The sequence below is a fragment of the Leucobacter sp. USHLN154 genome (genome assembly GCF_037145595.1).
Classification (GTDB): Bacteria; Actinomycetota; Actinomycetes; order Actinomycetales; family Microbacteriaceae; genus Leucobacter; species Leucobacter alluvii.
Genome location: NZ_JBBCXF010000017.1, coordinates 1 through 222 on the forward strand (window position 1 = coordinate 1; position 222 = coordinate 222).

Below are 222 nucleotides of genomic sequence, written 5' to 3' on the forward strand. Positions count from 1 at the left end.
GAGGCTCCCAGTAGATTACTGGGTTGATAGGCCAGATGTGGAAGCACTGTAAGGTGTGGAGCTGACTGGTACTAATAAGCCGATGACTTGATTTCTTCCTCCCCTTGAATGGGGAGGGCATGAGTATCTTCAGTAACGATTGTTTCGCGTCCACTTTGTGGTTCTAGACGTACGGCCACACACGTCCACCTGTTTGGGGTGGGGTGTGGTCATATGTGAATA

1 rRNA gene is annotated in these 222 nt (G+C 50.0%); it reads left to right on the top strand.

What is annotated here, in order from left to right:
* Positions 1–95: ribosomal RNA gene (locus WFH23_RS14070) — 23S ribosomal RNA — on the top strand; the annotation flags it as partial.
* Between the last annotated feature and the right edge of the window lie 127 nt (positions 96–222).